The organism is Methanobrevibacter sp. (genome assembly GCF_017539065.1).
Classification (GTDB): Archaea; Methanobacteriota; Methanobacteria; order Methanobacteriales; family Methanobacteriaceae; genus Methanocatella.
The window spans coordinates 33,783-40,164 of record NZ_JAFYHP010000004.1; the positions used below are offsets into that span (position 1 = coordinate 33,783).

Here is a 6,382-nt window from a genome sequence, read left to right on the forward strand (position 1 = left end):
TTTTTTCTTATAAAAATTTATCTAATTATAATACTTTTCTTATAATTACCGCAGGAGTGTGTGTGATGGAATCAAGGTCTTCGATAGTTACTTCATCAATTTCAGAGCCTAAAACCTCTTTGACGCTATGGATTGTTTTCATTTCTGTTGAAAGGGATTTCTGATAATCTTCCGCAATGTTCGCCATTTTTAAGGCGGTTTCGACATCTATCTTTTCGCTGCAGCCCAATGGGGTGGATCCCATGTTTTCAGACAGCTGCCCCCTCACATATCCCAAAAATCCGTTATCCGCATCGATGCCTTCAATGGCTATTGGAAGGGCGGTGAAGTATTTCCCGTTTTTCATGTAGGTGGCATCCGTGTCTATAATCATCACGCAGACTTCCTTTCCGATTTCCTTTTTAATTTCTTTTGCCACTTTTTCGGGATTTTCGGGAAGAAGCGAAACAAATGTTCCGGGCGCATTGCTCAAATCAATTCCTGCTTCTGAAGCGGGTTTAAGGGCATGTTTCAGACCATATAATTGAAGGACGACTTCCTTGTGGGCTTCGGTTTCCTTTGGAAGTTTTCTCAGATTCATTATGGTTCTTTTTTTGATTTTAAGCAGAGGTCCCAGAATGTATCCCCACAGGTATTTGCTCCAAACGACCGTTAGAAATTTTGCGGTCAGTGATGGTGTGTAGAGTGCCTCATCAACCAGACGGTTCTGTGAAACTGAAACGGGAGTTTCTGCAATGACCAGATAATCATTGTCTTCCATCAGTCTTTTTGCAGGTTCGATTATGCAGTCCAGATTTTCGTTGGGCTTGATGTAGCCGGTTTCAATAGGGATTACGATATAATCTCCATTTTTCACATGCTTTATATTGTCAAGTTCAGAGGTCATCATAAAAATCTTTATTAAAAATTGATATTAAATAATATAAATAATAGACTTTTAAATAATTATCTATTGGGATGATAGTATGGAAAGAAAATTCATTACATATTTTGAAGAGCAAGGAAATGATTATACTGATGAGCTGGTTAAGGCTGTTCGTGATAAATTGGAAGCCACAGACGGTATCAAAAGGGTATTGATTGCTTCATCAACCGGAGCATCTGCATTGAAGTTGTATGGGGCTATTGAAGAGTTCGACGTTGAAATAATTAATGTCACCCATCATATGGGATTCAGCGGCCCTAATGAACCGGATATCTCTCAGGATATGGTTGAAAAATTAGAAGACGTTGGAATTAAGACATATTTTGGAAGTCATGCATTCAGCGGGGCTGCAAGAGGAGTAACCAACAAGTATGGAGGATATTCCCCTTTGGATGTCGTTGCCGATACATTAAGAATGTTTTCACATGGTATTAAAGTATCTGCAGAAATCTCCATAATGGCTGCAGATGCAGGATTAATCCCGGTCGGCGAAAAAATAATTGCCATTGGAGGCAGAGGCCACGGCGTTGATACTGCAGTTATTTTGACCCCTGTCAATGCAAAAGATTTATTTAAGTTAAAGTTCCATGAAATAATTGCAATGCCTAAAGATTAAATATTACAAATTAATATAATAATTAGTTGCATTTAAATATTAGTTACAATAGAAATATTTAACAATTATATTAAATAAGCGATAGTGGGGTTAAGTTGTGAAATTTATAGATGATGCAATCAAAGAATCCGAACAAAGAATGGAAGAGAAAACACCAGAAAAACTCTCTTCAGACATTGATGATGATCTTATAGAGTTAATTAAAGAAGCTAAAACTAATATATATGTTGTTGGTGCTGGTGGAGCTGGAAATAATACCATTACAAGATTAAACGAAATGGGTATTGAAGGCGCAACAACTATAGCAGTAAATACTGATGCTCAAGATTTATTTTACAGCCAGTCAGGCAAAAAGATTCTTCTTGGTAGACAAACTTCAAAAGGATTAGGTGCAGGCGGAAACCCATCAGTCGGTGAAGAATGCGCTGAAGAAAGTGAAGATGAAATCAGAGAAGAATTAGAAGGCGCAGACATGGTATTTGTGACCTGTGGTCTTGGTGGAGGAACCGGTACAGGTTCAGCACCAATTATCGCTAAATTATCTAAAAAATTAGGAGCATTAACTGTTGCTGTTGCTACTATGCCGTTTTCTGCTGAAGGTATCAAAAGAAGAGAAAACGCAGAACAAGGTTTAGAAAAACTTCAAGAAGCTTCCGACACCGTTATTATTATACCAAATGATAAATTATTGGAAGTGGCTCCGAACTTACCATTGAATAAAGCATTCATGGTATCAGATGAAATATTGGGCAGAGCCGTTAAAGGAATCACAGAATTGATTACCAAAAAAGGTCTTGTAAGTTTAGACTTCGCAGACATTAAGAGTATCATGGGCGGTTCCGGTATGGCAATGATTGGTATGGGAGAATCTGAATCTGGAGACAGAGCTTTAGAATCCGTACATGAAGCATTAAGCAGCCCATTATTGGACATCGATATTTCAAACGCTACCGGTGCATTAGTTAACATAACTGGTAGTTCTGATTTGACATTACATGAAGCTGAAAAAATCGTTCAAGTTGTTGCTGACAAGTTAGATCCTGAAGCCAACATTATTTGGGGTACTCAAATTGACGAAAGTCTCCAAAATGTTGTTAGAACCACTGTGGTTGTTTCAGGCATTAAGGCTAATTATACATCAGACAGTACATCAGACAATGATTATAATGATGACATTAGCCAAGCTGATGCAGCTAGCGACCAATTAGATGATTTTATTGATGGAATTTTCTAAATTCTATCTTCATTTTTTTTGTAATGATGCAAACATTTATTAATGGTCAGACTATAAATTATTTATTACTATTAATTTAGTATAATTTTTTTAATTTTAAGGTTATTTATATGGATTTTAAAGAAACTTTTGACAAATTTATTAAAGATGCAAAAAGAGTATTAAAGGTATCAAGAAAGCCTGACGGAAAAGAATATTTGGATTTAGCTAAGGTTTCAGCTATTGGGGTTGTAATCGTTGGCGGTATCGGATATCTTATCGTCTGTTTCGGTTATTTAATTGGTTTATAAAACCAATCTTCTTTTTTTGATCCATTAATTTTTTTTATTTTGCATATTTTTTCTAGGAAATATTGTTTTTTTGAAAACTTTTAAATACTATGATTTATCATATATATTACTATTATAGAAATCTTATTTTTCAGATTTTATTTCGGAAAATAATGGCTTTTATAATATTTTTTAACTTAATGTATGATTTTATTAACAAGTAAAAATTTAAAAATATAGGTGAATTTTTCATGGAAGATACTAACAGTTCCATATATGCTCTTAAGACCTCTGCAGGTCAAGAAAGAAATGTTGCAAGACTTCTAGCACGTAAAGCTAGAACTATTGATGGCATAGGCATTTCATCAATTCTTGTTCCAGAATCTTTAAAAGGATATATTCTAGTTGAATCTTCAACAAAAATAGATCTTAGGAATCCTGATTTAAAAGTACAACATTTAAGAGGGGTTGTAGAAGGTAGTGTTGGTATTACCTTTGAAGAAGTGAAAAGATTCTTAAAACCGGAACCTATTATTTCCTCTATTCAAAAAGGAAGTATTGTGGAGCTTATTTCTGGCCCATTTAAAGGTGAAAGAGCAAAAGTGGTTCGTATTGATGAATCACGTGAAGAAGTCGTTCTTGAGTTAATAGAAGCTGCAGTGCCAATTCCGGTTACTGTTAAAGCTGATCAAATTAGAATAATTCAAAAGGAGGCTGACTGATGGCTAAAGATACAGTCGAAGTTCTTATCGAAGGTGGAACCGCTACTCCTGGACCACCATTAGGACCTGCTTTAGGACCTCTCGGTATTAACATGATGCAAGTAGTAGAAGAAATCAACAAAAAAAGTGCTGACTTTGCAGGAATGAAAGTGCCTGTAATCATCAGTGTTGATAGGGATACTAAAGAATTCGAAATCGAAATCGGTACTCCGCCAACTACTGCGCTTATCATGGAAGAATTGGGCATCGAAAAAGCTTCTCATGAACCAGGTTTAGACATCATTAATGATGTTCCTATTGAAACCGCTTTAAAAATCGCTAGAATGAAATTCGATTCATTACTTGCAAACGATTACAAAGCAGGTGTCAAAGAAGTTATGGGAACCTGTGTAAGTATGGGATTATCTGTTGACGGTAAAGACCCAAGAGAAGCACAAAAAGATGTTGATGCTGGAGTATACGACGATATCCTAAACGAATAGATATTGTCCAGTTAAAATTTAAATTAAGTTAATAAATACAGTGTATATGACGTTATAATTCAAGTTATAATTGATATACTGTTTTTAATTCATGCAATCGTTTAAGAATTTTTTTCTTGTAATGATACTCATGAAACCAAAATAAATCCAATGAACAAATGTTCATGGGGGTTAAATATGACACAAGATGTAGTGAACGCGGTGAAGGAGGCAAAAGAACAGTCAAAGCCGAGAAACTTCACTGAGTCCGTAGATGTTATTATCAACATCCGCGACTTAGATGTCAAAAAACCAGAAAACAGGTTTAGTGAGGAAGTTGCTCTTCCTAATGGCCGTGGCAAAGATATTAATATCGGAGTCATTGCTGATGGGGAACTCATTGTTCAAGCTAAAGATGCTGGTCTTGACGTCGTAATCAACAAAGTAGATTTAGAAGAGTTTGGAAAAGACAGAAAAGCAGCTAAAAAAATGGCTAACTCTGTTGATTTCTTAGTAGCTCAAGCTGATATGATGCCGCTCGTAGGTAGATTCTTAGGTCCAGTTCTTGGTCCTCGTGGAAAAATGCCTAAACCGGTGCCTGCAAGTATCAAACTAGATCCTCTTTTAGAAAGATTACGAAATACTGTCAAAGTTGGTGTAAAACAACAAGCAAGTATTCAAATTGTTGTTGGAAGCCAAGACATGTCAGACGAGGACATAGCTGAAAATGTTGAAACTGTTCTTACAGTCTTAGACCGCAATTTAGAAAAAGGAAGAAGTCAAATAAAGTCCATGTTTATTAAAACAACTATGGGACCAGTAGTGAGGGTGATCTAATGGCTCATGTTGCTGAATGGAAAAAGGAAGAAGTTAACGAGCTAAAAGGTATCATTGGCGAACACGAAGTAATCGGTATCGTCGACTTGATGAACATTCCTGCAAAACAGCTCCAAGAAATGAGAAAATCTCTCAAAGGCAAAGCTGTTATCAGAATGTCCAAAATAAACCTTATTAATTTAGCTTTAGAAGATTGCAATGCTGATAAAACCAACATTGTTGATTTATCTGAACATATGGATGGTCAAGTTGCAATTATCGCAACCGAAATGAACCCTTTCAAACTATACAAAATATTGGAAGACAGCAAAACTTCAGCTCCTGCAAAACCAGGTGCTATTGCTCCTGAAGATATTGTAGTGCCGGAAGGGGACACTGGATTTGAACCAGGTCCATTTTTAGGTGAATTACAACAAGTGGGAATTCCTGCAAAAATCGACAAAGGAAAAATTTGCGTTCAAAAAGACACTGTTGTAGTGGCAGCCGGTGAGGAAGTATCCAAACAAGTTGCAGCAACATTATCAAGAATGGACATCAATCCGATGGAAGTAGGAATTAATTTAAAAGCAGTATATGAAGAAGGATCTGTTTACACTTCTGATTTACTCGCAATCGATGAAGAACAAACATTAGCTGACATACAGAATGCATTCAGAAATGCATTTAACTTATCTGTAAATGCAGCAATACCTACTGACGAAACTATTTCCACTATTATTACTCTCGCATACACCAGAGCAATTAATGTCGGTGTACAAGCAGCTATCATGACCTCTGAAACTTCAGAACCAATTATCGGTTTAGCACAAGCTAAAATGTTAGCTTTAGCAGCAGAAGTTGCTGATGCACCTGGTGCTATCGACGACGAATTAGCTGAAAAACTTTCCAGCGTTGCTGTAGCAGCAGCTCCAGCAGCAGAAGAAGTTGTTGAAGAAGAAGAGGAAGACGAGGAAGAAGAAGAAAATAGTGAAGAAACAGCAGCAGCTGGGTTAGGAGCTCTGTTTGGTTAAACTTAAAAATTTTAATTATTATTGAAAACTAACACTTTAAAATAAACTAATGGTGATAACATGGAATATATATATGCGGCAATGATTTTGCACAGTGCAGAAAAAGATATTAACGAAGAAAATGTTAAAAGTATTATTGAAGCAGCAGGAATTGAAGCTGATGACGCTAGAATCAAAGCTTTAATCGCAGCTTTAGAAGATGTAGACATCGATGAAGCTATGGAAACTACTGCTATGGCAGCAGCTGCACCAGTAGCAGCAGCACCTGCAGCAGAAGAAGTAGTTGAAGAAGAAGAGGAAGAAGAAGA

Annotated in this window: 9 protein-coding genes; 8 read left to right on the forward strand and 1 reads right to left on the reverse strand. The window is 36.4% G+C overall.

Translation table 11 applies throughout. From position 1 onward, the window contains the following. Positions 1 to 25: 25 nt before the first annotated feature. Complete coding sequence (locus tag IKS50_RS00700; RefSeq protein ID WP_292843947.1) at positions 26 to 886, reverse strand: coenzyme F420-0:L-glutamate ligase; 861 nt, start codon at positions 884 to 886, stop codon at positions 26 to 28. A 79-nt stretch (positions 887 to 965) separates the two neighbouring features. Between IKS50_RS00700 and IKS50_RS00705 the strand changes: the two genes are divergently transcribed. From IKS50_RS00705 to rpl12p, 8 genes are all read left to right on the forward strand, one after another. Beyond that, complete coding sequence (locus IKS50_RS00705; protein WP_292843930.1) at positions 966 to 1,541, forward strand: pyruvate kinase alpha/beta domain-containing protein; 576 nt, start codon at positions 966 to 968, stop codon at positions 1,539 to 1,541. 97 nt (positions 1,542 to 1,638) lie between these two features. After that, complete coding sequence (ftsZ, locus tag IKS50_RS00710; RefSeq protein WP_292843932.1) at positions 1,639 to 2,775, forward strand: cell division protein FtsZ; 1,137 nt, start codon at positions 1,639 to 1,641, stop codon at positions 2,773 to 2,775. Positions 2,776 to 2,885: 110 nt separating this feature from the next. Next, positions 2,886 to 3,065, forward strand: a complete 180-nt coding sequence (locus IKS50_RS00715) for a protein translocase SEC61 complex subunit gamma (RefSeq protein WP_292843934.1) — start codon at positions 2,886 to 2,888, stop codon at positions 3,063 to 3,065. A gap of 230 nt (positions 3,066 to 3,295) precedes the next feature. Next, complete coding sequence (locus IKS50_RS00720) at positions 3,296 to 3,766, forward strand: transcription elongation factor Spt5 (RefSeq protein WP_292605964.1); 471 nt, start codon at positions 3,296 to 3,298, stop codon at positions 3,764 to 3,766. Then, positions 3,766 to 4,248: a 50S ribosomal protein L11 gene (locus tag IKS50_RS00725; RefSeq protein ID WP_292843935.1), complete on the forward strand. Its 483-nt coding sequence runs from the start codon at positions 3,766 to 3,768 to the stop codon at positions 4,246 to 4,248. The genes IKS50_RS00720 and IKS50_RS00725 overlap by 1 nt, the downstream gene beginning before the upstream one ends. A gap of 177 nt (positions 4,249 to 4,425) precedes the next feature. Continuing rightward, the gene (locus tag IKS50_RS00730; protein WP_292843937.1) at positions 4,426 to 5,064 is read left to right on the forward strand and encodes a 50S ribosomal protein L1; all 639 of its coding nucleotides are present in this window, start codon (positions 4,426 to 4,428) and stop codon (positions 5,062 to 5,064) included. Continuing rightward, a complete protein-coding gene (locus IKS50_RS00735; RefSeq protein ID WP_292843939.1) occupies positions 5,064 to 6,074 on the forward strand; it encodes a 50S ribosomal protein L10 in 1,011 nt (336 codons plus the stop codon). Before IKS50_RS00730 ends, IKS50_RS00735 begins: the two co-directional genes overlap by 1 nt. Positions 6,075 to 6,134: 60 nt before the next feature. Continuing rightward, positions 6,135 to 6,382: 50S ribosomal protein P1 (gene rpl12p, locus IKS50_RS00740; RefSeq protein WP_292843941.1), on the forward strand; the 248-nt coding region annotated here is incomplete at its 3' end.